We start from the raw sequence: 25,525 nt of genomic DNA, 5'->3' as shown, positions 1-25,525 counted from the left end.
TTCCACTTATACCCTGTCTAGAAAAAATAATACACTATTATTATTTTACATTAACAATATCACTGTTCAACAGGTAAGAAATTCCCTACAATAATCCCTACAATTCTAGGATCTTCATCATACGAAAGAAAAATATCTCGATATTTTGGATTGATAGAAACTAACCGTAAACCCTGTTCTTCCTGGTAAACTCTTTTAATGTATGTCTGATTATTACAGACTACTGCATATACTGCACCATCATAATCAAACCCTGTTTCACGGATGAGAGCCACAGAACCATTTTGATATTTGGGTTCCATTGAGTCACCAGAAATCCATGAGGCGAAATCGTGGGCTAGTTCTTCATCAAAATAGACAGTATCATAGTTTTGATCGTTATACACCGATGAACCGATACCAGCAGACATTTGTTCGTAAACATGGTATTCGTATAGTTTTTCTGACATTGAAACAATGTTCTTACATTTTTCTTTTTGAACTAGGCCTCTGACATAACTAAGTGCATTATTCTTACCTTCATCCGATAAAGTATTATATAGTCGGACGATTTCGACCTCTGTAAAATAACCTTTTGGAACATTTAGAATCTGCTCCAAAAGCTTTATTTTTTCTCTAGATGGTTGTTTTATTCCGCGTTCCCATGCAGAATAGGCTTGGTAGGTAATACCCAATTGATCTGCAATATCTTTTTGAGTCATTTTTAGCTCTTTTCTGCGAGCCTTTAGTTTTTCTGGTTGGTACATCGTTTCCCTCACATTAATAGTAATTTCAATTCAGCTTTTTGTTTTGCCTCTTTGTCCGTTAGCTTATTTTTATCCCAAACATAAGCTATAGATTTTCCTTTGTCATAAATGAGCCATACTCTTAAATTATTACAGTAAGTCTTTATTGTTTTCCAATTCTCTTGATCTAGAAGTTCTGGATATTCTTGACTAGTCACGAAGCCTTTTTTGATTACTGATTGCTCAATCTTATTGATTAGAGAAGTCTGATAGTTGTTGAATTCCTTTATAATCTGATCTTTGACACCGTGAAACAAAAGGAGTAGTGTGGCATTTTGTCCATCAATATAAGCATCGATAGCCTGCTTAATGGTACTTTCTTTTCCAGGATAATATTCTCTAAGAAGATCTAAAAGGCGATAAAACAATGCCTGTTTTGAAACATCCAGACTATTTTGAATCTTTTGAAAGGTGTCGCAACTATAATAAATCTTTGACAACAAAACAATGTCAGGCATTAATACTACAGCAGAGAAAATATTCGCTTCTCGCTCTAGTAGGTTCTCCTGATTATCAATAGATTCTGCAAAATAATTACCTTCATGCTCTAGTATAAAATGTCCTAGCTCGTGACACAGAGTGAAATTTTGCTTCACAATGGGATTATCCTTTTCATAAGAAAAACTAATACCTAATTCATCAATAACAGTTAATCCTTCAATCTTGTGATTTGAGAAGTGGTGACTAATTACTTGAATTTGATATTTTTGAATACAATATTGAAAGAAGTAGTTGAAATTATAATTTAGTAATGAAATGTCATGATCTTTCATATACTGGTATAACACATGTTTTGTAGACTTACTTATTCTTGTATACAATTCATCCAAAGAATGATACCTCCTTTAAGTATAAAATACAAAACTAAACCAATTTAGTTGAGTTTATTATATAAAAAAAGTGGATGTGTGTCCACTTTTTTTATATTACGTTAAATATATAAACATAGTCTAATTATTTCTTTTTTTTACCAAAGCTGAAAGTGCTATTCCTCCAAAAGTCAGCAACGCCCCTCCAATTTTATTCCTGTGTTCTCTATAAAATCTTTCGTGCTCTCCACAGAATTTTGCTTTTGGAGAGTATACTTCTTTATTACATCTAAAGTATTTACATGTTTTAATTTTCTCTTCTTTCATTCGTATCTTCCTCTACTAATAATGTTTCTGAATGGTTAACCAATGCATTGATATTTTCTGAAATACTCTGTGTCAAATTTATAAAAGAGCTGCTATTTCCTTTTGTAAAATTATCAATTTTCCAAGCTAAACTTTTTCCATCATATTTAGGCTCAAGTAAAGTTTGCTCAGTAAAAGCTTTGTAATTGCTTAATACAGCTATAACAGACTCATGTTCCTCTAATACTGTATACGCAACAACATTTAATTGCATTGCAGATGACAGGTAACTAATTGATTGTTGAAGCAGAGTATTTATTCTTTTTGCATCTTTTGAATTGGTTTTAATGTTGATAAAGTCTAAACCATCTGTGTAAATTGACATCATTAGTTTTGCAATGGTATTATTATTTTCTTTAATCGCTGAAAGTAGTAATTCTTTTTTTATTTGCTCATTTCTGGTTGCTAAGGCCTCTACAATTAGTTGGCGAGCACTGAAAAAGCCTGAAAATCTATCATTGTATTGCCCTTGTTCCACGCGGATAACTAGTTCATTTAAGCTTTCAATTTGTTCTGAAATAGATGCTAGTTGCCCTTGTATTGCAGAAAGCTCAGGTAGATTCCCTAACTCTTTGACAGTCCTTTTCTCTAAGGTTACACTACTTTTAATTTTTCCAGATTCAGTATCTTTTAATACTGCATAGGTCTCGCCTGTCTTTTTTCGTATACCATAACTCCATTCTCCCGATTTTAACTTTTCTTTTGCAACTTCAGATAATTTTGCAACGTATTCTACATTGTCATTATCATTCTTTTCAACAAGCTTTTTTAATAATTTAGCTTCGGGAATATGAGCAAATAAATTATTTCTAATCTTATTAGCAACTACTAAAGAGGCTTCTTTTTGCAGTGGAGTTAATGAATATGATTGGAAATCATAGTTGTATAATTCCTTTTTTCTGACATCAACTTCAAAATGCTCCATTTTTGGTATTTCAATTTCAAAACTCTCCATACTTTAATCCCCATTTTTGGAACTTTAATTTAAAGTTCTATAGTTTGTATTGTTTCTAGATCTTTGGTAACGATCGCAGTATCAAATCGTATTTCAAATAAAACTAAAGATTCCCCTGCAAATTCAATAGTATTTTTGTAACCTGGTACTTTAGCAATAAACTGGTCCGCTACTTCAAAAATAGTTTTGGTACTTTTTTGAACTAAGCCCTTAGCTTTTACGTGTTCATTTCCAGAGTGTGGAATTGTAGTAAATGCAATATGAGAGTTTGATTCCATTTCCTTAATCTTATCATTACCTTTGAAAGATGAGAAGTAGAGTATATTATTGGTTGAATCAAAAACAAAATTTACTATTCTTACATTTGGAATATTGTTTACAGATGTCGCTAAGGCAATTTCTTTTTGTTCTGACATTATTTTCAAAAATTCTTTTTTTACATCCATTTATAAAACACTCCTTTTAATCAATGAAGTTATCGAACAAAAAAGCTAATTTTTTGTTTACTTATTTTTTTCAAATGCTTTTTTTCTCTTTTCCATAAACTCGATCAACTCTTTCTTGAAAATAGCCTTTTCTTCTTCGGTTAGACCATTTGAATTCATACGGAAAAGAAGTTCTACATTATCTAACTCGTCTTCTTTTAGATGTTCATCCGAATTACCAACTAAATAATCAATTGATACATTTAAAACTTGTGCAATCTTGACTAAATTATCTTGTGTTGGTTTTTTAGCTCCACGTTCCCATGAAGCATAAGCTGGTTGCGAAATTCCTAGTTTTTCAGCTACATCGACTTGTGTAAGATGTGCTTGTTTTCTAAGGTTTTTTAATCGTTCCGAAAATTCCATTTTAAACCTCTAAAATTTTTTTGTATTAATTTCAAATAATCTCTTGACAAATATAACCAATGGTTATATAATATAAAATATAGCCGGAAGTTATATTGGTTTTAAAAATAATAACGCCTAACTATCGGCATTATGATCATTGACAATTAAATAAAAAGTGCGTCTGACAACCAGAGGACTGATCATCAGAACAACACATAAACTTCGTACCTTTATTGTAAATGTTTTGATAAGAAAAGTCAAGTCCGTTTTATGGTTGAAGTGAAGATAGAAAACAAGATTCCATTCTTGTGGGCTTCCACGCATTTCGGACTTTCGCACTTTTCCGAATAGTAAAGTGAACTAGCTTCGCCAAAGGGCGTAAGAGAATCTTAAGGGTATGATAATGACTCCCCAATGAGATTGGCTGGGAAAGCGATGGTAATTGATGCAAAGCACCTTGCTAAACGTTGCCACCGTGGAAAGAGGGATCTTTCCAACCAAATAACTTTTCTTTACTGCTGTCTATCTACTAAGATAGACCTACTCTCAAGCTACTAAGTTCTTTCCTTTTTTCACTTAGTAGCTTTTTTACTTATTACAATAAAGGAGAAAAATATGACAAACTTTTTTCGCACTACAATGTAAACGACTCTATGATAACTATGAATTCACCTATGGTATGTTTAGTGAATCAGATAAACTACAGGCTAAACTCTATGCTCAAGCTCAACTGGATCTAGATCATCTGGCTCAAGATGCTCGTAGAAATGGCTATGCTCATGGGGATATTCAATTCTATAGTCGCATGTATAAACGCAAAATTTTTACACACTATTACTCAAGAGTGAAGCAACTAGCTTAACTCTTTTTATTTTACACTCAGAAAGGAAAATCTTATGATCTCAGAAACACTTAAAATGAAACCAGAATTTATTGGCCCTGCTTACTATGAACGTTTAGGAGATGCTCCTAAATCTATTTTTAGAAAAGAAGGCAAATACCAACGTCACATTTTAAACAGCGCAGAGCACGGCGCTTTTCATGTCATCACACCAGCTTCTACAACGGTCTTTCCAGAAGATTCTCTAGTAGAAGTGGTTAACCCAATCTTTTTCCCAGACACTGCTTTAAATGGCAATACTGTTGCACCTTATCTCAATGTCTTTGCGGAAAAATTGGTCATTAAAAAATAAGAAAGTAAAGGAGAAAATCACATGGCTAAAATTGGATTAAACTACGGAGAAAAACTACAAATTGCTGACAAGACTTATCGTGTCATTACAGACGGGCTAGATGTCCCGGCAGTCCTTGGAAAACTGACTTTCCGAGGCATTGAAGGCCCTGATATCATCTTTGAAGTGGATCGCTCACAACGAAATCCTGATGGATCATTTGTCCAAGTCAATACAGGTGAGATCCGTGGAATTGTTGTAGGAATTCATTCTTCTGTCCAGCACGAAACCCTCTTTTTCACTATCGCAGATATGTCTGAGTCTGAAATTGAAGACCTAGGCATTAAATACCGAGAAGAGGTTGAACTAGAAGATATTGTTATCACACATACTCACGTCAATCGTAATGATATCTATAAGCTCTTTGCTTCTAAAATCAAGAAAAAAACTGGAGTCGCACCGACTAAAGAAAACAAACCCGTAGAAAATAAGAAAGAAAACTAGGAGGTGATGCAGGATGAAACTCTTTACCTATCGGGGAAAAAGAGTTCGAGTTTTTCATCGTAAACTAAAGGGAATCACATGGTTTATCTGGTGGTTTCCTTTTTTGTTGGCTATTAGTTACTACAGCTACTTACATCTAGAAGAATTAAAAGTCCATCCCTTACCTCAAGGATATTTTCTAGGAGCTGGGCTTCTCTTTTCTTTAATCTTCTCTTGGTTTATCAATCGGGTTTGCTACAGGAAGGTACTCTTCTTTCAAAAGCTCAATAGTCTTCGAATACTCTCTCGTTTCTTACTCGAGAATAACCTCTATTTGGTTAAAAAGGTTAGACGTGAAAACAAGATCATTGAAAAAATCACCTTGCCTCAAGTGTATATCAAACAGTCTCGCTACAAGATTGAAGTGAGTTTCATTCTAGAAGGTAATAAATTTCAAGATCGCTTCCTCAACCTTGGAGCTACGCTTGAAGTCATGTTTAACGGGGACTTTCGTAATAAAACCTTTGATAACCGCTTTATCAAATATGAAATTGCTATTAACCGAATTGATAGCCGAATCACCATCGATGAAGTAAAAGTCAAGGGATCCAAACTCCAGCTCATGAAAGATGTATCTTGGGATTATATTGAAGAACCTCATCTTCTCATTGGCGGTGGAACAGGTGGAGGAAAAACAGTTGTTCTCATGACCATAATCTATGCACTAGCTAAAATTGGCTTTGTTGATATCTGTGATCCAAAGAATTCGGACCTTGCTGGATTAAAGAAAATTACAGTCTTTCATGGTCGGGTTTACACTAGTAAGGAAGGTATCATCAACTGTTTTAAAGAGAATGTAGAGTTCATGGAAAAACGCTATGAACTAATGTCTACTTCGCCAAAATTCCAAGCTGGGAAGAACTTTACTCACTATGACATGAAACCCAAATTCATTCTAGTGGATGAGTGGGCAGCGCTTATGGCAAAGATCGATCGAGATTATAGCCAACAGTCAGAACTGATGGAATATCTCTCACAATTAGTTCTAGAAGGTCGTCAAGCTGGTGTCTTCATCATCTTTGCTATGCAACGGCCTGATGGTGAATTTATCAAAACAGCTCTTCGGGATAACTTTATGAAGCGTCTCTCCGTCGGTCATTTAGAATCAACAGGATATGACATGATGTTTGGAGATGCTAATAAAACCAAAGAGTTCAAAAAGCTGGATGAAATCAATGGAGTCAAGGTCAAAGGACGGGGCTATATCGCAAATAATGGTGAGCTGGCTGGGGAATTTTTTTCTCCTTATGTACCGCTTGATCAAGGCTTTTCCTTCTACGATGCCTACTCTAACATTCCGATTATGGAGTTTGAAGGAGAAGAATTCTCAGTATTTGAAGAATATAAACCACCAGTTGAAACAATTGATCCTATAGAGGAAGAGGAGGCTATAGAAAACGAATCAAACAAGAGACCACTCAAAGAATTCGCAGACGAACAAAATCTTAAAATGCCAACCTTACGCAAGATTATCTATCTATTAACAGAACAAGGGATCATCTTTGAACGGACTGTATCCGCTATTCTAGTGGATCCTTTTCAAGAAAAACTTCTTCTTGAAATCCTCGCTCAATTTGAAGAGGGAGGACGCAGGTCTTATCCAAAAGCAGTTGAAGCGACGATTGTTCATCATGGGCTAGGACAAGGGCAAGGGCAAGCCTGACCGCAGGTCAGGCGCAGACCGTAGCCCGAAGTTTCTAGGCCATGATGAAACTTCAACCCCCGTTTTCTAATAGGGGGGTTACATTTGGCAAAAACGCCAAGTCCACCCCTCCTCATTCCTTATGGGAGTTGGGTTTTCAAATTTTATGAAGTGTGTCACTTTCATCAAAAAAGTGTGTCACTTTGTTAGAAAGAGGTGTTGCGATGAATGGACAAAATTAGTCCTTTTCATATTAAGAATTTCAGAAAACAAACAGGACTGAGTCAAAAAGCATTTGCACAAGCTGTTGATCTACCTACAAGAACCTACCGCTCTTATGAAACAGGCGAAAGAGGACTGACGATTGATAAGTTTAGAGAACTAAAAGAAAGACTCGGTTACTATCAAGACTGCGATAAAAACAGTCTTCGGGCTCAGATCGACTATCTCCGATTGACCTTTCCTCGATTAAAAGATTTAGATGCTTTTTGTGAAAACTTTCTTCACTGCCACCTTAGCGAATTTACAGACCAAGAAACCCGTCTCATGAATTATACCCACTTATGGCAACGAGGAAACATCTGGATTTTTGATTTCTTTGATAAGTCTGTGACCAATGACTACCAAACTTGTCTTCAACTATCCGGTCAAGGATGCCGTGAGTTGGAATTGCTTCTAGAAGACAAGGGAATCACTTGGCAGATATTTCTTCAAAATATTCTTTATTCCTATGAAGATGTTCGGGTGAAGCGTCTCGATATTGCTCTGGATGAACTTTATAAGGGTTATGGTCACGAGGACGAACAAATTCAAATTCCTAAATTGATTGATAAACTCTATTCCAAAGAGATTGTTCTAGATACGATCAAGAAATGGAATATCACGGGTGGTGGATCTTTCACAGATAATGAAGACATGGAAGCGAATCACGGCTTGTCCATTTACTTTGGGAGCCGTCAAAGTCAACTCTACTTCAACTTTTATGAAAAGCGCTATGAAATAGCTCGAATGGAAAACATCTCCTTAGACGAATCCTTGGAGATTTTTGGTATCTGGAATCGCTATGAATTGCGATTTTCAGATCAGAAAGCTCAAGGTATTGTGGAGGAATATATCAACGGTGTAGATCTCGGAGAAATCGCACGAGGCATCATAAACAAAGAAATCCAAGTCTATGATGGTCTCACTCGATTTGGAGCCTATAAACCCGATGAAAAATGGCAACGTTTCTTTGGAGGAGTCGAACCCTTAAAACTTTCAACTAACCCACAACCATACAGTATTGAGCGAACGATTCGCTGGCTGACCTATCAAGTTGCGAACTCCCTTGCACTAGTCACTGAAGCAGACAAGATCCTCCAAACAGAATACATGAAAATGATTCAGAATAGCGGAGAGATCACTGATCGAGGAAAAGCCATGTTACGACTTCTCAAAGCCAATAAACACTATGAACACTAGAAAGGAAAAACTATATGGAATACAAAGTTCAAATCAATTCACTAGAAAACTTTAAAGCTTGGTCTGGTGGACTAACCACCTTGAACACTGTCCGTGAACGTGGTGGAGTAGATACTCTAACCGTCATTTGTGAGGATATCTTCTCTGGTGACACGCCAACCGAAGTACAAATCAATGACTGGCTCTGGTTTGATTCAGATTTTATCTACCAAGCTCTAGGCTACGATGACCTACTTGAGGCTTCTTGAGATGCTGAAGAAGATTTATCAAGCAGACTTTCTGCTTCTTCCAGAACAAGAATTCTGGCATTTGTACATTCTCTTACGAAAAGGCAAGGACTTCTACTATGAATGTGCAGGCAGATGTACAGAAGATCTTCCAGATAGTAGAGGGTTCTATAACTATGAACATGCCTGTTTCATGCTAGATGGTCAAGTGTTGAGCGTAAATAAAAAAATGCGTCCCTCACTCATTACTTATATCCAAAAGACCATCAAAGACAATCAAGAAACATTTAGAAAGGAAATTGAAATGGCCACTAAAACTATTTTTGAAAAGAAAGTCTCTCAAGTCACGAATGAACTGGGAGAATTACTTAAAAAGAAAGATCACAGAGAGGCTTGGACCAAGGCTGGAGAATTAAATAGTCTCCTTAAAAAAGAAGAAGCCAAGGATCTAAAACCTGACCTGATCGAACAACTCCAAACTGAGTTGCGAGGCTACTATTACATTAATGGCGAAATCGAAAAAGCCAATAAGCGCCTCTATGCAAAAGGATCCAAGCTCATTGAGCTTGCTGGTCTCTAAAGGAGGACCTATGGATAAAGCTAAACGCTACTTGCTTCAAGCAAAAGAATATCTCTCACACTTTAAAAAGGTGGAGAAAAAAGGAGGCCCACCAAAGCTAAAAGTCACCAATAAAAAGACAGTCAATATCGCCGTCATAGGAGGAATTTCTTTCCTCCTTTTTGTTGGTTTCTTGGGATCTATCCGTGCTATCACACTCTCAAATAAGGTAGGTACACTACAAGCACAAGTAGAGGCCACTCAAAAGCAACAGACACAGCCTACGGAGTCGAGTAGAAAATATGACTATAAACTCCAGTATTACTTGAATGACTATGTCTATGCTTATTTCACACTTTCTAATGAAGGTGAAAAACAAAAGGCGCAAGTAGAATACTTAAATAAATTTTACAACTACATCCCTGATGTAAAATCTCAAGGGCAAGTTCGAAATTCCAGCACACTTCTCTATTCTCAGTTAGTGACTGTAGAAGGGAAAGTTGCGACCTATAAGATTAAATACAAGGAAAGCATCCATCGGGATAATAACACAGAAGAAAAAGAAATTGTGACAGGTTTCAATATTCCATTTGATGAAAAAGATGGGAAATACTATATCTCCGGCCTTCCTTGGTTCTCTGCTATTGAATCTTCACAAGCTGGCCACTTTAGCGAAGATGATAAGCTCCAACTAACTGCCAATGATCATTTTTCAGATAGCGAGCGTAAGAAGGTAGAAAAATTCCTCAAGATCTTCTTTACAAACTACACCACAAACCAAGATAATCTTAATCTGATCGCTAAAAATGTGGATATCATCGCAAATAGCACTTTCAAAACGATCGACTACACTTATCTCAAACAGGACGGTGATGATTTAATCGCTTATGTCCAAGCTACCTTTGAAGTTGGAGGTACCACTCACTCGGAAAACTTCACCTTTACTCTCTCAGAAAAAGAAAAGACCTACTATGTCTCAAAACTAGAACACACCATTCCACTGAATTATGCAAATGATAAAGAATAGGAGAACTCTATGAATACAAACAATCTACGAACCTTCCTTCAGGGTGATGGAATTTGGATCCTGACAGCTATTGCCGTGCTCTTAGCGATCAAGGCTTGGCGGAACAGCTCTTGGCTTCAACTCTTCTCTGTCGTTGGTTTCTATGCCGTTATTGTTTCAATTGCGAAAGGACAAGATATCCTAAAAGCAGTCGGCTGGTTCCTACGACTCTTCGGTATTGAATCAGGACTTTAAGTATGAATGAAGAAAGACTTTATGATTACAGTAAGGGCCTAAATGCTCCTTATTGGATCCAAGAAATCAAGACAAAAAAGGGCACTCGACTATGGTACTTTGCGACACCGATGCAGTTGTCCTTTTTCATTGTCTTTATCATCGTCTTTGTGGCCATGTTACTCTTTGGAGGATTTATCTTTGTGCCACTCGCAAAAATCACTCACTCAATTTCTCTCTTACTCTATTGGTATCTCCCTTACAAATTGGCTAAATTCTATACTGAATACGAGCCTCACGGTAAAAAGATGCACGTCTTTATTGGAGATTACCTGATTTACTTCTGGTATTTTAAGCTAAACAAAAAACCTATCTACCATGAAGATCGAATAGAACCTGTAGAAGAAATTGTCTTTGAAAAAACAAATCTATAGAAAAGGAGGACCTATGAGTATTACTTTAACCTATCCTATTAGGGAAACACATGAAAATCTAGCTCTCAAAAAAGATCAAACAGTCATTGCTTATTATCGTATTCCAAACACTCCCATCACGATTACAGATGATGAAAAAAAAGGCAAACATAAAATCGCTGTTGCTCAAATGATGAAGAAGCTCCAGAAAAACAAGTTCTTTGAAATATCTCTGATCCCTAAAGACTATCTCTTAGAAGAGAAAATGCGGGACTTCTCAGACGCTCTAGCAGATGACAGTCGTGAACTAGGAGAAGAACTACTTCTTTACACGGTAGATCGCCTAACAGATGAAATGGAGATTCCTTATCAGTTTGACTGGGTCGTGGGAGTGACCTTACGCAAACAAAATCATGGAGCTACCGTCAAAGACTTGGCTTATGAGAGCTTTAATGAGTTCACCGAAAAAATAGCTAAGGGCCTTGGCTATGAATATGAATTAAGTCCCACATGGTATGAAGACTATAAAAGTGATGAATTCACTATTTTTCAAGCCTTCTCTGTCCTTCGGGCAAAACGTTTATCTAATGAAGAACTCTTTTATTACCAGCGGATGCAATATCTCCGCTATATTCCTCATTACAAGAAGGAGGTGCTCGCCAATCGTGCTCAATTCAATATCACAGATACCTTGATCAAAGTCCTAAAAGGTGGCTTTCTCAAGCTAGAAAGCCCTTATGGATCTTCTTTTGTGACGATTCTTCCGGTTGGTAAATTTCCTGTTCAATTCAACGGTTTTCATCTTGGCGAATTTATCCAACGTTTGAACTTCCCCGTTGAACTACGAATCAAGGCAGAATTCATTGATACCGGTAAGATCAAAGGTCGAATGGGACGATCGAATACACGTTACAGAAACATTATGGAAGAGGCAGAAAATACCGATACTGTCCAACAAGACGAGATCATCATGGGTTCTATCTCCCTAAAGGACTTAATGAAGAAAGTCGGAAACAAGGAAGATATCATCGAATACGGAGCCTATCTTATCGTCTCTGCTTCTAGTGTGAACCAACTCCGACAAAGACGACAAGTGGTTTTAAACTATTTTGATGATATGGGCGTTGAAATCAGTGAAGCTTCTCAAGACGGACCTTATCTCTTTCAAGCTCTACTCTATGGAGAAAATCTTCAAAAGAAAACTCGCACCTGGACGCATATGGTCACAGCTCGCGGATTCTCAGAACTCATGCCCTTCACCAATACCTCTTCTGGAAACCGTATTGGTTGGTATATCGGTCGAGTAGATAACTGGACAGGCCGTTGGGACAATATCGCTAAAGCTATTGATTCCTCAAAGAACATTGTCCTCTACAATGCGACAGTGGGAAATAAAGAAGATATCGCTGGAAAGATTACCAAGAACCCGCATATCATCATCACGGGTGCAACAGGGCAAGGAAAATCTTTCCTTGCACAGATCATCTTTTTAAGTGTGGCCTTACAAAATGTTAAAACCCTTTATATCGACCCTAAACGTGAACTTAGAAATCACTACCAAGAAGTGATCAACTCACCTGAATTCGCACGTCTCTATCCTGAACGAAAGAGACAGATTGAGAACTTTAACTTTGTGACACTGGATAGCTCGCTTCCATCAAACCACGGTGTCTTAGATCCTATTGTCGTTCTAGATAAAGAACAAGCTGTAGAGGTCGCAAAAAACATGCTTGAGTTTCTACTACAAGCAGTAGATGATGTCACAATGGACCAGAAAACAGCGATCACAGAAGCTATTAATGCGATTGTGGAAAAACGGGTCGCTGGTGAGAAAGTCGGCTTTAAACACGTATTGAAAGTGCTGAGAGAATCCACTTCCTCTGAAATTGCTTCGGTTGGTCGTTACCTGACCTCAATTGTCACAAACTCTATCTTGGAGTTAGCCTTTTCAGATGGAACCACTCAAGGACTTAACTACGAGTCACGAGTGACTATCCTAGAGGTCAATAACCTCAAACTACCAAAAGACGATTCCACAAAAATTTCAGATCATGAACGCAATTCTATTGCCCTCATGTTTGCGCTTGGTGCCTTCTGTACCCACTTTGGAGAACGAAATGAAAATGAAGATACCATTGAGTTCTTTGATGAAGCATGGATTCTTATGAAGTCCGCAGAAGGAAAAGCCGTTATCAAAAATATGCGTCGGATTGGACGCTCCAAAAATAATACCTTGGCACTGATTACTCAATCTGTACATGATGCAGAAAATGACGATGATACAACGGGATTTGGGACTATCTTTGCTTTCTATGAAAAGTCAGAAAGAGAAGATATCCTAAAACATGTCAATCTAGAAGTCACTGAAAGCAATCTCGAATGGATTGATAATATGATCTCTGGCCAATGCCTGTACTATGACGTGTATGGCAATCTCAATATGATTTCCGTACACAACATCTTTGAAGATATTGATATGCTTCTAAAACCAATGAAAGCTACGGTATCATCAAGCCTTGAAAATAAATACGCTAGTTAGGAGGTGAATCCATGCAAGAAGCTTTTGACAAACTAAGGGGAGTCGATATATTTTCTCTTAAGTCCTACATGGAGCCGACTGGGTTCGCTTCCTTTAACGGGGCTTGGGTACTGATTAATGAGCTTTTCGTCAACTTCTTCTTTTTCATTCTAAACGCAGTGGTAGGCTTCTTTTCTTTGCTGATTCGAATTCTTGAAAAAATTGATCTCTACTCTAGCTATAAGAACTATGTATTTAATGGAGCAATGAATATCTGGAAAGGATTTATCGGTTCAAATGGAAGTGGAGTTGCCAAGAACTCACTTGTTTCAATGTTGCTTCTGATCTTAGCTTTCTACCTTTTTTACCAATATTTCTTTTCCAAAGGATCCTTTTCAAGAACACTCCTTCATGTTTTTCTAGTTCTCATCCTTGGCTTTGGTTACTTTGGAACAGTTGCAGGGACCTCTGGTGGTCTTTATCTGCTTGATACAATCAATAATGTCTCTAAAGAGGTCACTAAAAATATCACTCATATTAAAGTAGAATATGGAAAAAATAAGACGATCAAAATCGGTGATTCCATGGCAGATAGCTATATTGCAGAAACCTCTTATAAAGCTTATGTCTTTGTCAATACAGGTCAAGAAAATGGGAAATATAAGAACAGCCAAGATGGGAAACAAGAAACTTTTGACGATAGTAAGGTACTAGGAACAGGCGATAAGAATGGAAACTTTAAAGCAGTTAAGTCTAAAGATCGCAATAAATATCTAGATGAACTTGGAAATGGAGCCAATGATGATGGTGAAAAGAACCGTTGGGTTTCAGCTATGCCAGATTTCATCTTTACTCGTATGTTTTATGTCATCTTCAAAATCTGTGAAGCTTTTGTATTAGCAATACCAGTTATTTTGATTCAAATGTTAAACGTCATTGCTCAGACACTCGTTCTGATGATGATCCTGCTCTTTCCAATTGTGCTATTAATGTCTTTTGTGCCAAGAATGCAAGATTTGATTTTTGGAGTTCTAAAAGTCATGTTTGGTGGGTTACTTTTCCCAGCTATCACAAGTCTATTAACTCTATTAGTTTTCTATATTGAGAAAATGATCGAAAACATTATCATTACAGGCTTTGATGGCATTCTTAAAACACTCCCATCCTTGATTATCTTTGGCCTTGTTTTTAAACTACTCATTTCAGTCGTCTCAAAGGGACTCGTATATTTCTTTCTATGGAAATACAAAGCTGAACTGATCCAATTCATTCTTGGATCCAAAGCTCGAATGGTTGCGAATGATATTGGAAACAAAGTTGAAAAAGGGGTCACAAAGACCAGAGAGGTAGCTTCACAAGTACCATCGAGAAGTCTTTCATCTGCTCAACATCTTGGGAATTTTGCCTTAGCAGGTGCTGGTTTCGGAGCCGGAATGGTGATGAATGCCAAAAGTCACTTCCAAAATGTCGGATCTTTCTTTACCAATAAGGGATCAGAGCACCAACCTGATGAAGTGCTCCCAGCAGAAACACTTGAGACTCCGATAAGTCCAGATGCTCCAGAACCAAGCATTCCGAAAACAAAGCAAACGCTAGAAGGGATTAAACCAGTTGAAGAAAAAATACCACCAACTCCTTCAATGGAATCTGCAATCACAGTAGAGCCAACACCAAGTTCAAACGAGGAATTTCAAACTCTTAAAGAAGAGTGGATTTCTCCATTTAAACAGCTCCGCATTAATAGTATTGAGCACAAATTAGAGGAATATAAAGATCCTCAAGCCATGTACAAAGCTCAAGGATCGAATGCCTTCACTCGTGCTTATAGGAAAACCATGACACGAGATGATAAATTGAGAACCAATATTGAACGAAGAGACCGATTAACAGAACGCTTAAGACAACTTAGAGGAGAATGATATGAATACCAAGATACGCTCAAGAACTGCTTTTCCAAGAGTTCTTGAAGAAACTCTTTATCAAGCCTACCAAGAAGGAAAACGCTCAGTCGATTTCCTTCTTTTGTTTCCAGTATCAGAACAAGAAAGAGACAAAATCATCTTACAGGCTAAGTCCTATTCAGTCGTTTTAGATGCAAAATGGCGTTTTGGGACTGTTCTGTTCACTGCTTATATAAGACATTAACTAGAAAGGAGATTCGATGAAAAAACTAAAATGGTTTCTATTAGCCGGTCTCATTCCTCTCTTTCTACCGGTCCTCATCATCATTATCCTTATGGGGGCTGTCGGAGGTGGTGGAACGAATGGCTCACCTCAATCCCAAAATGGAGTGACTTATGCGGATCACTGGTCAGATGGAGATCCCTATACTCACAACCTACTGGTTCATCGCTTCGGTATTACAGCAGAGCAATTAGACGGCTTTTTAGATACGTTAGGAATCTCCTATGATAAGAACCGAATTAATGGAAAAAAGCTCCTCGAATGGGAAGCTAAATCTAATCTTGATGTCCGTGGAATCGTTGCGATCGCACTGAATGAAAGTTCCCTTGGAACTGCTGGGGTAGCCACTAATCCCGGAGCCAATATGTTTGGTTTTGGGGCTTATGATTCCAATCCAGAATATGCCAATAACTTTAATGACGAGGTTGCGGTTGTCGGACTAACCCAACAAACCATCATTGGAAATAAAAACCAAACCTTCAAAATTCAAGATGACAAGGCTAAAAAGTTTGCGAATGGTACTCTAAATCCTTCTACCGATGGTGGTGTTTATTTCACAGATACTACAGGATCCGGAAAAAGACGTGCAGAAACCATGCAAAAACTGGATGCCTTCATTGATGAACATGGAGGAACTCCAAAAGCTCCTGAACAAACTACAGGAAAAACTAGAGATGGTGGAGGAGTAACTTCAAACGATATCCCTGTTGGCTACAGTCTAACAACAGCTATTGACACTACTGGCTATATCACAAGCACTTATCCATGGGGACAATGTACCTGGTATGTCTTCAACCGTGGAAAACAAGTCGGAGTCAACTTTGATCCATTTATGGGAAATGGTGGACAATGGATGAATAAACCAGGCTTTACAACAACCCACACACCAACAGAGCACTCTGCTCTATCATTTAGCCCTGGACAAGCTGGAGCTGATCCAATATACGGACACATTTCATTTGTGGAACAGGTCAAATCAGATGGTTCAATTCTCGTCTCAGAATGTAATGTAAAAGGGTTAGGAATAATTAGTTACCGCACATTTGATGCAGAAACTGCCAAACAATTTACCTATGTTATTGGACATTAGAAAGGATAATTATATGGATGCACTACAACAAGTAAAACTAGATAAAATTGAAAATCTTCTTCAAGTATTGGTGAACCTTCTTGACAAAAAAAGCAACTCCAATCACTTGGAAATTATAACTCAAAAAGAAGTTCTAAAAGAATTGAATATATCACCTAACACGCTGAAGAGTTGGGAAAGAAAAGGACTAGCTCGTCTGGAACCACCTATTGAAGGAACGAGAACAGTCTACTATAAACGGCAAGACATCATTAAATTTCTATCAACTTAATAGTAAAGCAGGAATGCAACAAACAACTCAGGAATATGCTAAAATAAAATCATCTTAAAAGAAGGTGAGGGTCTTATTTTAGTCTTTTAAATATCCGAATTAAGAGGCAATATGAATAAAGAAACCATTCAACACAACAATAAAAAAGTTATAAAAACTACCAAGCAGAACGGTGAAATAAGCTATTCAATCAAAGGTGTTTATATCGGAACAGATATTAAGACTGGTAAGCGAATTACAAGAACAATCACTGCTAAAACATTAAAAGCTTTAGATAGAAAAATTGTTGAATCCAAAATTCAATTTGAAAAATCTGGGTCAACTATTAAAGAAACTATCCAAATTGGTAATTTTGAAAGTTTAGCTGAATTTTGGTTTAGCCATTTTAAAACTTGGGTATCTTCGCAAAACACAATAAACCGTGTTCGAGGGTACTTAGATACTTACATCATTCCACAATTTGGCAATTATAAACCTGAGCAGATCGAAGCATCAGATATTCAATTATGGCTAAATCGATTAGTAAAAAAAGCCAAACAAGCAATTGAATCTGGAAAAAAACGTGCCCCGAAAGGCAGTGCAAAAGATTTTGGTGCAATGGCACATAAAATGAGTGATATTTTTGATTTTGGAATAACAAATTGCGGTTTGAAAACCAATCCTGCAAAGACAATCAAGATACCACCAAAACCCAAAGCCATTAAAGAACGTATCATGGTCCTTCATGATGAGGATTTAAAACTTTGGCTAGCTTACCTTGACACACTACCAAACACGAGAGCAAATCGGCGGTTTAAAATCATTTGTAATACATTACTGGCTTCAGCACTACGAATCAATGAACTATTAGCTTTAGAAATTACTGATCTTGATTTTGAAACTAATGAAATCATTGTCAATAAAACTTTAATGTGGAAAAGTGCTAATAAAAAATTGAACCAAAAAGGAGGGATTATTTGTAAGAATTCTCCTAAAACTGATGCCGGTAATCGTAGAGTTGCTGTTCCGATATCAACTTTAGAAGGACTAAGGGAATTTCATCAAGAAATGAATCTCTATTTTAAAGAACATCATTTACCAAGATCCAAATTGATATTTCCTACGATTTATGGAAATTATATGTGTGATAGAAATGAGCGTGCAACTCTAAAAAAACGACTGATCGAATTGGGACTACCAAATTATGGGTTTCACCTATTCCGACATACACATGCCTCTATGATGCTCAATGCCGGAACTAACTGGAAAGAGCTACAACATAGGATGGGACATAAGTCTATTACCACAACTATGGATACATATGCTGAACTAGCACCAAAGAAAAAATTCGAAGCAGTTGATATTTTTCTGGATAAATTACAAGAACTCACGGATTAATACAATCACTACCTTTATCACTACCTTTTTACTTCAAAAGCCTGCACTCCTTGATTTGACAAGGATTACAGATTGATTATTTAACCTTTACAGAGGTGAAATAGGGGTTCACTACACGTCAATAGATGTTAGAAACCTTGATTTTAAGCGATTCTTGAAATTCTAAATTTCACTACATTGCAATATAAATCAACCGAATCACTACCTTTTTCACTACCTTTTTTGAAATAAGAATAATGATTCGGATATATAAAAGAAGAGGAACTTTATTGTGAAGCTCCTCTTTTTGTTATGTGTTCTTTTTCTCACAGATCGTATGACCTGGTTTGACACAGTTGGATTTCAGGTACTTTCAGTTTAGCTTTATATCAACCATCATCAAAATCCAACTATTTTCTTATTTTAAAAAATATGAATAAGTTTGATTGAATGAGGGAATTTCTTTAAATTTTTTCTTAGCACCTATAAGTTAATAATACTATTCTTTAAATTATAGTTTATAATTATCTGATGTTTCAATGACCACAAAACAAAGTACAGCGAATCACTTCCTTTAGTCAAACATATAACTGAACAACATTGTTTATCTTCCTGCACTTTCATATTTTTTCAATCCTTTTCTAAAAATTGTACGACTGATAATAATCAAAAAAACTGTAAAAACTATTTGATAGAAAAATAGGTTCAATGTATCTTTCCCTAAAAATATTAATACTGCAGGATTGGCAATTAATAAATTGGGAACAAATAACATAGTGATCAATCTGTTAATACCTGTAAAAATATTATATGGATACTTAGAAATTCCAATATAATTCAAAAATACATCTACTTTTGAAAATTTAGTTGGGAACCAAAATGAACTAATCGTTATTAGAAACCAAATTGAATAATATATAATACAACCACACATTAAAGAAAGGATATAAAATAATATTTTTAATGAATTTAAATGTACATTTAAATTTCCATAACTTATAAAAATGATCGCAAGACCAAAAAAAGTATTCACGAATTGAACTAAATTAAATGATCTAAAAATATAGAACAACTGTGTATCAAACGGCCTCAATAAAATTTGATCCAAGTTACCACTCAAAATATCTGATTCTAAAATTCCCATACTTCTAATTAACAATCCCATCATAACTCCATCTACAATAGTGTAGGAACCTACCAAAAATAAAATTTGATAATAGTCCCAACCATTAAAAGAGTCTATGTTTAAGAAAATCAATCTAAAAAATACAATAGGTAAACCAATCCACAGTATCGACGAAAATAGACCACAAAAGAAGTCAAAATGAAAATTCATATCAGATTTAAAACCAAAATGAAGTAGCCTAAAAATTACTTTTATTCTAAACATTTTATCCTCCCACATTTGAGAAGTGCTCCACTCCTTTTCTCAATATGAATCTTGATATAATATAAAAAATGATGCACCAAATCAATTGAATACAAATAATTCTCAAATAATCTATTAATTTATATGTATCATTACTAAACATCTGAAGCGGTTCATATACTAAGTATTTAAAAGGTAATACATCTAAAAACAGACGAAAATTATTTGAAAAAAAACTTAAAGGCAATAATATTCCTGATAAAAACTGAATTACTATTTCTTTAACAGTAAGGACAAAAAATATATTTTCTAACCAAAAAGAAAGCATACCTACACAACATGATATTAAAAACCATAGAACCATAGATAGAATAATTGCAATACTTCCTAAAATAAGAATTTCAATGGTTAATAACTCATTCTTGTAATAAACACTGGAGAATAAAATGACAGGAATGATGATAAATAATAAATGAGCAAGCCTATCTCCAAGCATTTTACAAAAATAATACTTATAAAAAGTAACAGGTTTTATTAATATGCTAAAAAAATTTCCTGAATGAACATCGTCATTGATTTCCCAATCAACTGGATAAAAAACAAAATATGAAAAAATTATAGTCCCCAAATAGTATTGAACCATTGAGGTAAAATCATATCCTGCTATATTTATCTGGTTACTCTGATATATATACGTCCATAAAAATACTGATATCATAATTTGTATACTTGCCTGTAACATTAACAATAGTACACTTGATTTATAGTTCAAAATAGATCGAAATGATATCAGAATAATAGACATTTCTTTTTTCAATTGTGCTCCTTTTTTGTAAAATAGTTTTGTAAAATAATTTCTTCTAAAGAAAGATTTGATATTTCAAAATCTTCTATATCTACAAGCTTATTGATTGATTCTAATGTCTCAAAGACAAAATCTCTAGGTATTTTTAGTATACATTCCGATTTTGTTTGAGAAATGACTACTACTCCTTTAACAGAGCATAACTCTGGTACCAAATCTAATGTCATTTTTATCTTTAAATATTTAAAATCAGAAAATTTAGATAAAATAACATCCATTGACTCCTGCAAAATAATTTTTCCTTTGTCAATGACGATTAATTCGTCACAAACAGACGAAATATCATCCATATCATGACTCGTTAAAATAATAGTAGTATGACATTCTTCATTCATTTTCTTTAAAAATGTTCTGATATCTTTTTTAGACTGTATATCTAACCCTATAGTAGGCTCGTCTAAAAATAATATTTCCGGACTTGTTAAAGATGCCGCGATAAACTCCATTTTCATTTTTTGTCCAAGAGAGAGGGTCCGGACCTGCTGGTAAAGCTGATCTTTTACATTCAACAAATTGCTTAATTCCTGAATTCGTTCTTGTAAAATCGCCGGTTCTACCTCATATAAAGTACCAATCAATTGAAAATAATCCATAGCCGAAACATCTTGAAATAACTGTAATTTATTTCCTACTACTATTGAAATTTTTTTTCTAAAATTTATACTTCTTTTAAATGGAATTTCTCCATTCACTTCTAATTTTCCGGAACTAGGATAAAGAGTCCCAGTCAACATTTTAATCGTTGTGGATTTACCAGCTCCATTACTCCCAATAAAGCCAACTATACTCCCTCTCTTAATCGTAAAACTAATATCTTGAACAGCTCGAATCGTTATTTGATTACGTTTCAAAAATCTCTTGATAAATGGGAGTCTTGAATCAAAACTATAAAAATTTTTAGATAAATTCTGAGCATTAATAACTATTTCACTCATATATCTCTCCTTTCGATAAAATATATTTACTTGTACTTTTTCCATACTTTACCAAAATGCTAAAGATTGAGCTAAAATCTTCGGGATGGGTAAAATAATATTTGTCTTTAAAAAGTTTCTCAAAACCTTCAAGGCGATTATTGAAATCATTAAATTTTGTATTGTCTAGCTGGTTGAATGTCTCTTTAATATCCATAAACTTTCTCCGTGATTCTTTATTTCACTTTATAAATAGAAGAGTGTCTATATATTTATAGATCCTCAAGAACTTGCATTTTATCAAGTATAAGTAGAATAGTATGTAAGGGTTTACATATTCAGATTATATGATTATTTAAGGAATCCGTCAATTTTCCACATTATTATATGACAAAATGTATTTTTTAAAAACGCAAAAATCTATGAGCAAGATGTTTGACTTCCTTTTTTTAAAGTATATATACTTATATTAACCTTAGAAAAGAAAAAATGTTTGAACAGATATTCAATAATAATTACTTTTTTTAAAATTAAAATTCGAACTTTAAATTTTTATCTTTTTTATATTATTGAGTAACCTAAATTGCCCAATTTGTAAAATTTAGCTAGACAAAAAAAGACATCCAAGAGAAATTTCTTAAATGTCTGTAAACGTTGATATAAGCGTGTTGATTAACGTTTTGATAATTGTGATGCTTTACGAGCTTTCTTAAGACCTGGTTTGGAAAGTATGGGTTTCAGTTGGACTAAAAATAGCGTCATATCAAGGCTTTTCAGAACGGAATCTACTGATTAATTTCATAAAATTTGAATCAGTATTTTTTAAACAGGGGAATAGTTTAGGTCTGTAAGAATTAACTTATACATTTACAAGGTTCATTCTGATCGACTTTATAACTGTCTAAGAAAAAAGTAAAGATTCATATAGTATTTAGATTTTCCAAAAATTCTTTATCATCAAATATTATTCAAAACTATCCAAACCAAATCCGATACATTGCTTCAAAGAATTCTTTAGTTGTTTGACTAGCGAGGTCTTTAATTAAAAAATTTTTAAAATAATTGCCACCTTGACACATAAATTCTTGCTTTCCAAATTTAAATGTGATATATTTATAACATAAATTTTAAGTGTTATATATTTATAACATAAAAAAGGAGTCTATCATGAAAAAAAGTCAAAAAATGCGTGGCCTCATTGCCATGATTGCCGTAGCTCTCTTTATTGATTTTATTGTTTTATTTGGTTCTAATCTTAGTTGGGGATCAAAGTTAGTTATTACTGGTATTTCAGTGTCAGGTCAAATTATAGCTATATGGAGCTGGCTACATATGAAACCACGGCCTCATAAGATTCAGAAAGGTAAGGGGAAGACTATTTTTGACTTGTCTGCTAAGCTTTACACGATACTTTTTTTTGCAGCAAGCATTTTTTATACAGTAGGGATTTGGGTTGCGACCCCAAGCGAAAGTTCTGGTATTAAAGAATGGATTTTGGGAATTGGTCTCGTTATTGAAGTGATTGTATTTGGTTTTTTCTGTTTGAAAAATGTCAAGGAAACTCCGGACGAACGCTTTTATGCTAATTTAGCCAAGGCAGCTAGCTTGATGTTTGTTTTTATACTAGGCGCACTGATGATTCTAGCAGTTATCATTGGGTATATAGGGTCTCTCACTCTTCACATGGGCCAGATCTTTATTAGCATATCTGCCTTGATTTTCATCTTTGCGGTTGTCTATCTTATCTTGGAACGGAGAGGATAAGCATGGCCAAAGAAAGCAAGATTATTACTAATCTCAAATCTGTTCGTGAGTCCACAGGCATGACCCAGCAGGAGTTAGCCGACCTCATCGGCATGCGACGCGAGACAATTCTGCACCTAGAAAATAACCGTTACAATCCTTCGCTAGAAATGGCTCTTAAAATTGCTCAAGTTTTTAATCTGAAAATAGAAGACCTCTTTGAACTCAGACAGAAAGAGGAAGCATAATTCTTTTCGAGACCTAGTATTAAGTTCATTGATTAATTAGGAATTGAAGCCAAAGGAAAAATCCTTTTTAGTCGTGATAAAGAAGTTATTTCATTGATACCTAACTTACATTGCTTAAAGAGAAATAAAAATGGAACCCCTAGTCATCCAGTCTACTTATCCAAAGACATAAAACCTTCCTCATACAAAGGATAGACCTTTGACTTTCCGAAAAATAAGTATTTTCCTGAATGTTTTGAATTTGAAACGATGAACAAACAAAAACAACCGGAAAAGAAACAGTTCACGACTGCTTCTTCTCTGGTTGTTTTTTATACTAACGATTTTTCCGACTTAATTGATAAGAGTACATCATAGGGATAAACACAATGGCGAGGATGACCAGCACCAATACATAAGATAGCGCGAATTGAAGGCCTGCTTCAAGTAGAAGGATCAACCCTCCGAGGACCCACAATTTCCCTGCCAAGCGATGGGTTTTGTGCCAGTTATCTTCACTCTGTAAAGTCCAAGGCAGACGGATTCCAACCGTGTGATTCACTTTCAACTTAGGCATGTAATTGCCCATGATCACAAAGATAAGACCCAGCAACACCGAAACAAAAACAGATGGATTGGTAGTAGATCCAAGCGCCTTGCTATAGATGAGATAGGAGATACTTAAGGAAACGATTGGGGTCAACCAGTAAATCGCTCTGATCATTTTTTCATTCATAGCGCTATTCTTAGAATCGCGACCGATCATAAAGATCATAAACAGATGCACCATGAGATCGAAAATAGGAAGACCAAACACAACCAGGGGTTTCGATTGGAAGTTATTGGGCTGGCCAGCAAAATTGAAGTGAATCGGGATTTGGTTAGGTAATTGCGACCAAATCATCAGCCCCCAAAGCATGGGGAAAAGGATCACCATAGAAGTTAATAGCAATAGTTTTTTATTCGTTTTCATCAGTAGAGTCTCCTTTCAAATCAACGAGCCAGACCATTAAATCCTCCAAGACAGAAGTATTGAGTTCATAGTAGATAAAATTCTTCTCTTTTTCCTCTCGAATTAAATCTGCCTGCTTGAGGAGGCTTAAATGATGGGAAATGGTCGCTCCTGCCACATCAAAGTGACCAGCGATATCTCCAGCAGATAATTTCCCCGCCTTTAGCAGTTCTAAGATACTTCTTCTTATCGGATTCGATAAAGCTTTAAATGTTTGCGCAAAATTCATTCTCTATCTCCTCTAATCTATTTAGAAATCTTTCTAAATAGATTCTAGTACTTTCGGATGGGTTTGTCAACTCTATTTAGAAAAAATTCTAAATAGTTTCTGTTGTAAAAAAATATCAGACCTAAGACCGATTCTTATAAACAGCGTCTTTTCTTAAGTTTTCTTTAAGAAATCAACCTTATAATAAAACCATCAAATGAAGACCTCCTAACTTTGTTTGATAGAAAATCCTAAACTTTTTCATAATAATCTCCCTATAAGAGCCACCAAAACCGGTGGCTTTTTCTATGGGAGTGAGACAGAACAATTATTTAAAATTGTTCGTTGTCTCACCCCCGCACAGTTGATTAGGTTATCTTTGGAGCTATAAGAGCGAACAAAGATACCAATCAACCACTGCGTTATACAATTATTACTAACCTATTCTTAGTGAGTCAAGTCCAATAGGGGCTTAGACGAGCTTAGGTACATGGATGCAGTTCGAACGGCAGTGAGAACTACGTTCCTTAGAATGGAATAAGTAATTTTACTGTTTGGAATGATGATTAATGCATTTTGTCAGACTTAAGACCTATTTTTTAAACACAACCTTTTCTTAAGATTTCTTTAAGCAAACCGCCTTATAATAAAACCATCAAATAAAGACCTCCTAACTTTGTTTGATAGAAAATCCTAAACTTTTTCATAATAATCTCCCTATAAGAGCCACCAAAACCGGTGGCTTTTTCTATGGGAGTGAGAA

At 35.5% G+C, this 25,525-nt stretch carries 30 protein-coding genes; 18 read left to right on the top strand and 12 right to left on the bottom strand.

Going from position 1 to position 25,525, the window contains the following annotated elements; translation table 11 throughout:
• Window positions 1–59: 59 nt before the first annotated feature.
• The 6 genes from I2E70_RS07575 to I2E70_RS07550 all read right to left on the bottom strand — a co-directional run bounded on the left by I2E70_RS07575 (window position 60) and on the right by I2E70_RS07550 (window position 3,766).
• Window positions 60–746 carry a LexA family transcriptional regulator gene (locus tag I2E70_RS07575; protein ID WP_070458752.1) on the bottom strand — a complete coding sequence of 229 codons (687 nt, stop codon included), beginning with the start codon at window positions 744–746 and terminating at the stop codon, window positions 60–62.
• Between the two features lie 8 nt (window positions 747–754).
• On the bottom strand, window positions 755–1,615 hold the full coding sequence (locus tag I2E70_RS07570) for an ImmA/IrrE family metallo-endopeptidase (protein WP_195424303.1): 861 nt from the start codon (window positions 1,613–1,615) through the stop codon (window positions 755–757).
• 120 nt (window positions 1,616–1,735) lie between these two features.
• Entirely contained in the window at window positions 1,736–1,921 is a 186-nt protein-coding gene (locus tag I2E70_RS07565; RefSeq protein ID WP_006595229.1) for a hypothetical protein, read from the bottom strand.
• Window positions 1,902–2,915 carry a hypothetical protein gene (locus I2E70_RS07560; RefSeq protein WP_195424301.1) on the bottom strand — a complete coding sequence of 338 codons (1,014 nt, stop codon included), beginning with the start codon at window positions 2,913–2,915 and terminating at the stop codon, window positions 1,902–1,904. Before I2E70_RS07560 ends, I2E70_RS07565 begins: the two co-directional genes overlap by 20 nt.
• Window positions 2,916–2,944: 29 nt before the next feature.
• Window positions 2,945–3,361, bottom strand: a complete 417-nt coding sequence (locus I2E70_RS07555; protein WP_049502658.1) for a pyridoxamine 5'-phosphate oxidase family protein — start codon at window positions 3,359–3,361, stop codon at window positions 2,945–2,947.
• Between the two features lie 57 nt (window positions 3,362–3,418).
• The gene (locus tag I2E70_RS07550) at window positions 3,419–3,766 is read right to left on the bottom strand and encodes a helix-turn-helix domain-containing protein (protein WP_049502657.1); all 348 of its coding nucleotides are present in this window, start codon (window positions 3,764–3,766) and stop codon (window positions 3,419–3,421) included.
• A gap of 661 nt (window positions 3,767–4,427) precedes the next feature.
• Here I2E70_RS07550 and I2E70_RS07545 point away from each other — a divergent pair.
• From I2E70_RS07545 to I2E70_RS07470, 16 genes are all read left to right on the top strand, one after another.
• Window positions 4,428–4,610 carry a hypothetical protein gene (locus tag I2E70_RS07545; protein ID WP_195424299.1) on the top strand — a complete coding sequence of 61 codons (183 nt, stop codon included), beginning with the start codon at window positions 4,428–4,430 and terminating at the stop codon, window positions 4,608–4,610.
• Window positions 4,611–4,644: 34 nt separating this feature from the next.
• Window positions 4,645–4,941, top strand: a complete 297-nt coding sequence (locus I2E70_RS07540) for a cytoplasmic protein (RefSeq protein ID WP_195424296.1) — start codon at window positions 4,645–4,647, stop codon at window positions 4,939–4,941.
• A gap of 21 nt (window positions 4,942–4,962) precedes the next feature.
• A complete protein-coding gene (locus tag I2E70_RS07535) occupies window positions 4,963–5,424 on the top strand; it encodes a conjugal transfer protein (RefSeq protein ID WP_195424294.1) in 462 nt (153 codons plus the stop codon).
• 13 nt (window positions 5,425–5,437) lie between these two features.
• A complete protein-coding gene (locus tag I2E70_RS07530) occupies window positions 5,438–7,126 on the top strand; it encodes an FtsK/SpoIIIE domain-containing protein (protein ID WP_195424291.1) in 1,689 nt (562 codons plus the stop codon).
• Between the two features lie 207 nt (window positions 7,127–7,333).
• Complete coding sequence (locus I2E70_RS07525; RefSeq protein ID WP_195424288.1) at window positions 7,334–8,566, top strand: replication initiation factor domain-containing protein; 1,233 nt, start codon at window positions 7,334–7,336, stop codon at window positions 8,564–8,566.
• 14 nt (window positions 8,567–8,580) lie between these two features.
• On the top strand, window positions 8,581–8,814 hold the full coding sequence (locus I2E70_RS07520; RefSeq protein ID WP_006152920.1) for a hypothetical protein: 234 nt from the start codon (window positions 8,581–8,583) through the stop codon (window positions 8,812–8,814).
• A 1-nt stretch (window position 8,815) separates the two neighbouring features.
• Window positions 8,816–9,373: a conjugal transfer protein gene (locus I2E70_RS07515; protein WP_195424285.1), complete on the top strand. Its 558-nt coding sequence runs from the start codon at window positions 8,816–8,818 to the stop codon at window positions 9,371–9,373.
• A 10-nt stretch (window positions 9,374–9,383) separates the two neighbouring features.
• The gene (locus I2E70_RS07510; RefSeq protein WP_195424282.1) at window positions 9,384–10,379 is read left to right on the top strand and encodes a conjugal transfer protein; all 996 of its coding nucleotides are present in this window, start codon (window positions 9,384–9,386) and stop codon (window positions 10,377–10,379) included.
• A gap of 9 nt (window positions 10,380–10,388) precedes the next feature.
• A complete protein-coding gene (locus I2E70_RS07505) occupies window positions 10,389–10,613 on the top strand; it encodes a TcpD family membrane protein (RefSeq protein WP_001095596.1) in 225 nt (74 codons plus the stop codon).
• A gap of 2 nt (window positions 10,614–10,615) precedes the next feature.
• On the top strand, window positions 10,616–11,026 hold the full coding sequence (locus I2E70_RS07500) for a conjugal transfer protein (RefSeq protein WP_195424279.1): 411 nt from the start codon (window positions 10,616–10,618) through the stop codon (window positions 11,024–11,026).
• Between the two features lie 13 nt (window positions 11,027–11,039).
• Complete coding sequence (locus tag I2E70_RS07495; RefSeq protein WP_195424276.1) at window positions 11,040–13,544, top strand: ATP-binding protein; 2,505 nt, start codon at window positions 11,040–11,042, stop codon at window positions 13,542–13,544.
• Between the two features lie 11 nt (window positions 13,545–13,555).
• Window positions 13,556–15,442 carry a conjugal transfer protein gene (locus tag I2E70_RS07490; protein WP_195424273.1) on the top strand — a complete coding sequence of 629 codons (1,887 nt, stop codon included), beginning with the start codon at window positions 13,556–13,558 and terminating at the stop codon, window positions 15,440–15,442.
• 1 nt (window position 15,443) lies between these two features.
• Window positions 15,444–15,668 (top strand): hypothetical protein, encoded by a 225-nt coding sequence (locus I2E70_RS07485; protein WP_001092961.1) that lies wholly within the window; start codon window positions 15,444–15,446, stop codon window positions 15,666–15,668.
• Window positions 15,669–15,684: 16 nt separating this feature from the next.
• On the top strand, window positions 15,685–16,797 hold the full coding sequence (locus I2E70_RS07480; protein ID WP_000734464.1) for a CHAP domain-containing protein: 1,113 nt from the start codon (window positions 15,685–15,687) through the stop codon (window positions 16,795–16,797).
• Between the two features lie 13 nt (window positions 16,798–16,810).
• Window positions 16,811–17,068 carry a MerR family transcriptional regulator gene (locus I2E70_RS07475; RefSeq protein WP_000339502.1) on the top strand — a complete coding sequence of 86 codons (258 nt, stop codon included), beginning with the start codon at window positions 16,811–16,813 and terminating at the stop codon, window positions 17,066–17,068.
• Between the two features lie 111 nt (window positions 17,069–17,179).
• On the top strand, window positions 17,180–18,445 hold the full coding sequence (locus I2E70_RS07470; protein WP_001031496.1) for a tyrosine-type recombinase/integrase: 1,266 nt from the start codon (window positions 17,180–17,182) through the stop codon (window positions 18,443–18,445).
• A 583-nt stretch (window positions 18,446–19,028) separates the two neighbouring features.
• On the opposite strand, the gene I2E70_RS07465 is transcribed toward I2E70_RS07470, so the two are convergent.
• From I2E70_RS07465 to I2E70_RS07450, 4 genes are read right to left on the bottom strand one after another with little or no spacing between them, the layout of a single operon-like run.
• Window positions 19,029–19,814 carry an ABC transporter permease gene (locus tag I2E70_RS07465; protein ID WP_003013947.1) on the bottom strand — a complete coding sequence of 262 codons (786 nt, stop codon included), beginning with the start codon at window positions 19,812–19,814 and terminating at the stop codon, window positions 19,029–19,031.
• A gap of 1 nt (window position 19,815) precedes the next feature.
• Window positions 19,816–20,610: an ABC transporter permease gene (locus tag I2E70_RS07460; RefSeq protein ID WP_003013825.1), complete on the bottom strand. Its 795-nt coding sequence runs from the start codon at window positions 20,608–20,610 to the stop codon at window positions 19,816–19,818.
• On the bottom strand, window positions 20,607–21,593 hold the full coding sequence (locus I2E70_RS07455; protein ID WP_195424270.1) for an ABC transporter ATP-binding protein: 987 nt from the start codon (window positions 21,591–21,593) through the stop codon (window positions 20,607–20,609). The genes I2E70_RS07460 and I2E70_RS07455 overlap by 4 nt, the downstream gene beginning before the upstream one ends.
• Window positions 21,586–21,789 carry a hypothetical protein gene (locus tag I2E70_RS07450; protein WP_003010127.1) on the bottom strand — a complete coding sequence of 68 codons (204 nt, stop codon included), beginning with the start codon at window positions 21,787–21,789 and terminating at the stop codon, window positions 21,586–21,588. The genes I2E70_RS07455 and I2E70_RS07450 overlap by 8 nt, the downstream gene beginning before the upstream one ends.
• 950 nt (window positions 21,790–22,739) lie before the next feature.
• Between I2E70_RS07450 and I2E70_RS07445 the strand changes: the two genes are divergently transcribed.
• Both I2E70_RS07445 and I2E70_RS07440 read left to right on the top strand, forming a co-directional pair.
• Entirely contained in the window at window positions 22,740–23,336 is a 597-nt protein-coding gene (locus tag I2E70_RS07445) for a DUF3796 domain-containing protein (protein ID WP_195424268.1), read from the top strand.
• A 2-nt stretch (window positions 23,337–23,338) separates the two neighbouring features.
• Complete coding sequence (locus I2E70_RS07440) at window positions 23,339–23,563, top strand: helix-turn-helix transcriptional regulator (protein WP_009732004.1); 225 nt, start codon at window positions 23,339–23,341, stop codon at window positions 23,561–23,563.
• 316 nt (window positions 23,564–23,879) lie between these two features.
• Here the strand turns inward: I2E70_RS07440 and I2E70_RS07435 are convergent, their stop codons facing one another.
• Window positions 23,880–24,515, bottom strand: coding sequence for an SdpI family protein (locus tag I2E70_RS07435; RefSeq protein ID WP_195424266.1), 636 nt, complete (start codon window positions 24,513–24,515; stop codon window positions 23,880–23,882).
• The gene (locus tag I2E70_RS07430; RefSeq protein WP_003009465.1) at window positions 24,502–24,783 is read right to left on the bottom strand and encodes an autorepressor SdpR family transcription factor; all 282 of its coding nucleotides are present in this window, start codon (window positions 24,781–24,783) and stop codon (window positions 24,502–24,504) included. Before I2E70_RS07430 ends, I2E70_RS07435 begins: the two co-directional genes overlap by 14 nt.
• Window positions 24,784–25,525 lie beyond the last annotated feature (742 nt).

This window comes from Streptococcus parasanguinis (assembly GCF_015556095.1).
Taxonomy (GTDB): domain Bacteria; phylum Bacillota; class Bacilli; order Lactobacillales; family Streptococcaceae; genus Streptococcus; species Streptococcus parasanguinis_Q.
The sequence above is the reverse complement of the archived record's forward strand: the minus strand, read 5'-3'. Positions and strand labels throughout refer to the sequence as shown.

Coding starts and splice junctions, on each gene's coding strand:
- I2E70_RS07575 (WP_070458752.1), bottom strand. CDS start 746: ATGTACCAACCAGAAAAACTAAAGGCTCGCAGAAAAGAGCTAAAAATG.
- I2E70_RS07565 (WP_006595229.1), bottom strand. CDS start 1,921: ATGAAAGAAGAGAAAATTAAAACATGTAAATACTTTAGATGTAATAAA.
- I2E70_RS07560 (WP_195424301.1), bottom strand. CDS start 2,915: ATGGAGAGTTTTGAAATTGAAATACCAAAAATGGAGCATTTTGAAGTT.
- I2E70_RS07555 (WP_049502658.1), bottom strand. CDS start 3,361: ATGGATGTAAAAAAAGAATTTTTGAAAATAATGTCAGAACAAAAAGAA.
- I2E70_RS07550 (WP_049502657.1), bottom strand. CDS start 3,766: ATGGAATTTTCGGAACGATTAAAAAACCTTAGAAAACAAGCACATCTT.
- I2E70_RS07545 (WP_195424299.1), top strand. CDS start 4,428: ATGTTTAGTGAATCAGATAAACTACAGGCTAAACTCTATGCTCAAGCT.
- I2E70_RS07540 (WP_195424296.1), top strand. CDS start 4,645: ATGATCTCAGAAACACTTAAAATGAAACCAGAATTTATTGGCCCTGCT.
- I2E70_RS07535 (WP_195424294.1), top strand. CDS start 4,963: ATGGCTAAAATTGGATTAAACTACGGAGAAAAACTACAAATTGCTGAC.
- I2E70_RS07530 (WP_195424291.1), top strand. CDS start 5,438: ATGAAACTCTTTACCTATCGGGGAAAAAGAGTTCGAGTTTTTCATCGT.
- I2E70_RS07525 (WP_195424288.1), top strand. CDS start 7,334: ATGGACAAAATTAGTCCTTTTCATATTAAGAATTTCAGAAAACAAACA.
- I2E70_RS07520 (WP_006152920.1), top strand. CDS start 8,581: ATGGAATACAAAGTTCAAATCAATTCACTAGAAAACTTTAAAGCTTGG.
- I2E70_RS07515 (WP_195424285.1), top strand. CDS start 8,816: ATGCTGAAGAAGATTTATCAAGCAGACTTTCTGCTTCTTCCAGAACAA.
- I2E70_RS07510 (WP_195424282.1), top strand. CDS start 9,384: ATGGATAAAGCTAAACGCTACTTGCTTCAAGCAAAAGAATATCTCTCA.
- I2E70_RS07505 (WP_001095596.1), top strand. CDS start 10,389: ATGAATACAAACAATCTACGAACCTTCCTTCAGGGTGATGGAATTTGG.
- I2E70_RS07500 (WP_195424279.1), top strand. CDS start 10,616: ATGAATGAAGAAAGACTTTATGATTACAGTAAGGGCCTAAATGCTCCT.
- I2E70_RS07495 (WP_195424276.1), top strand. CDS start 11,040: ATGAGTATTACTTTAACCTATCCTATTAGGGAAACACATGAAAATCTA.
- I2E70_RS07490 (WP_195424273.1), top strand. CDS start 13,556: ATGCAAGAAGCTTTTGACAAACTAAGGGGAGTCGATATATTTTCTCTT.
- I2E70_RS07485 (WP_001092961.1), top strand. CDS start 15,444: ATGAATACCAAGATACGCTCAAGAACTGCTTTTCCAAGAGTTCTTGAA.
- I2E70_RS07480 (WP_000734464.1), top strand. CDS start 15,685: ATGAAAAAACTAAAATGGTTTCTATTAGCCGGTCTCATTCCTCTCTTT.
- I2E70_RS07475 (WP_000339502.1), top strand. CDS start 16,811: ATGGATGCACTACAACAAGTAAAACTAGATAAAATTGAAAATCTTCTT.
- I2E70_RS07470 (WP_001031496.1), top strand. CDS start 17,180: ATGAATAAAGAAACCATTCAACACAACAATAAAAAAGTTATAAAAACT.
- I2E70_RS07465 (WP_003013947.1), bottom strand. CDS start 19,814: ATGTTTAGAATAAAAGTAATTTTTAGGCTACTTCATTTTGGTTTTAAA.
- I2E70_RS07455 (WP_195424270.1), bottom strand. CDS start 21,593: ATGAGTGAAATAGTTATTAATGCTCAGAATTTATCTAAAAATTTTTAT.
- I2E70_RS07450 (WP_003010127.1), bottom strand. CDS start 21,789: ATGGATATTAAAGAGACATTCAACCAGCTAGACAATACAAAATTTAAT.
- I2E70_RS07445 (WP_195424268.1), top strand. CDS start 22,740: ATGAAAAAAAGTCAAAAAATGCGTGGCCTCATTGCCATGATTGCCGTA.
- I2E70_RS07440 (WP_009732004.1), top strand. CDS start 23,339: ATGGCCAAAGAAAGCAAGATTATTACTAATCTCAAATCTGTTCGTGAG.
- I2E70_RS07435 (WP_195424266.1), bottom strand. CDS start 24,515: ATGAAAACGAATAAAAAACTATTGCTATTAACTTCTATGGTGATCCTT.
- I2E70_RS07430 (WP_003009465.1), bottom strand. CDS start 24,783: ATGAATTTTGCGCAAACATTTAAAGCTTTATCGAATCCGATAAGAAGA.